General features: G+C 69.1%; 2 protein-coding genes. Both read left to right on the plus strand.

The annotated features are described in order from the left end of the window. Positions 1-211: 211 nt before the first annotated feature. On the plus strand, positions 212-883 hold the full coding sequence (locus tag AC1DOC_RS32915; RefSeq protein ID WP_478131475.1) for a cysteine hydrolase family protein: 672 nt from the start codon (positions 212-214) through the stop codon (positions 881-883). Beyond that, positions 880-1,612 (plus strand): GntR family transcriptional regulator (locus AC1DOC_RS32920; RefSeq protein WP_478131476.1); only part of this gene is annotated, 733 nt, incomplete at its 3' end. The genes AC1DOC_RS32915 and AC1DOC_RS32920, both read left to right, overlap by 4 nt.

Here is a 1,612-nt window from a genome sequence, read left to right on the forward strand (position 1 = left end):
CTTCGCGGCTGCCCTGCGGTGCTCGCGTTTCGCGGGGTCTCGCAGAACTCGCTTCGCTCAAACAGCTGCGAGCCCTGATCCGCGAAACGCTGCGCTCCTCGGCGGCACAGAGGGGCCGCCCACCCCGCACCACACACCGGGCTCGGCGGTGGAGTGTTTGCCACCGATGCGCCATCGCCGCGCCCCGGCATGAACAACAGCGAGAACAAGCATGCGCATAGAAACTGCCACCCCCTTTCCCTACGACTTCGAGCTGAAGAACACCGCGCTGGTCCTCATCGACATGCAGCGCGACTTCATCGAGCCCGGCGGCTTCGGCGAAACGCTGGGCAACGATGTGTCTTTGCTCGAAGCGATCGTTCCGGCCACAAAAGCGGCGCTGCAGGCATGGCGGGAGGCCGGCGGCCTCGTGGTGCACACGCGCGAGGCGCACAAGGCGGATCTTTCCGACTGCCCGCCCGCCAAGCGCAACCGCGGCAACCCGAGCCTGCGCATCGGCGACCAAGGGCCGATGGGCCGCATCCTCGTCGCGGGCGAACCGGGCAACCAGATCATCGATGCGCTGGCGCCCGTCGACGGCGAGGTCGTCATCGACAAGCCCGGCAAGGGCGCGTTCCATGCCACCGGCCTGCATGAGCTGCTGCAGACGCGCGGCATCACGCACCTGCTGTTCGGCGGCGTCACCACCGAGGTCTGCGTGCAGACCAGCATGCGCGAGGCCAACGACCRGGGCTACGACAGCCTGCTGCTCGAAGACTGCACCGAAAGCTACTTTCCGGCTTTCAAGGCGGCCACGCTCGACATGGTCCGTGCCCAGGGCGCGATCGTCGGCTGGACCGCGCCGAGCAGCGCGCTGCTGGCGGCGCTCGGACAGGGGCAATGACTGCGACTACCATTCCCCACGTGCCTACCGCCCGACCCCGCTCCGCTCCGTCCGCCCCCGCTTCCGACGCCACCGTTTTCCGCACGCGGGCCGACGAGGTCTACGCGCAGCTCAAGCGCGACGTGGCCGATTTCATCCTCGTGCCCGGCGACCGCTTCACCGAGAACGAGATCAGCGACCGGCTCGGCGTCTCGCGCACGCCGGTGCGGCAGGCGCTGTTCCGCCTGCAGCAGGAAGGCTTCGTCGAGGTGCTGTTCCGCAGCGGCTGGCGCGTGCTGCCCTTCGACTTCGACCAGTTCGAGCAGCTCTACGATCTGCGCATGGTGCTCGAGACCACCGCGGTGCACCGCCTCTGCGAAGCCGACCGCCGCGTCGACCGCAGCCTGCTCGACGCGCTGGCTGAGGTCTGGCTCGTGCCCGCGGCCCAGCGCAGCAGCGACACCGCGCAGGTGGCCCAGTGGGACGAGGCCTTCCACTGCGCGCTCGTGGCCGCGGCGGGCAATGCCGAGATGGCGCGCGTGCACCGCGACGTGACCGACCGCATCCGCATCATCCGCCGGCTCGACTTCACGCAGCAGCCGCGCATCGACGCCACGTACGAAGAGCACGCCAAGATCTTGAAGGCCGTTCGCGCCAACCGAGGCGACCAGGCCGCGATGCTGCTGCGCGCGCACATCGAGACCAGCCAGGCGGAGGTGCGCAAGATCACGCTGCACCAGGTGCACCTCG

The sequence above is a fragment of the Variovorax sp. 01T439_2 genome, from assembly GCF_056398445.1.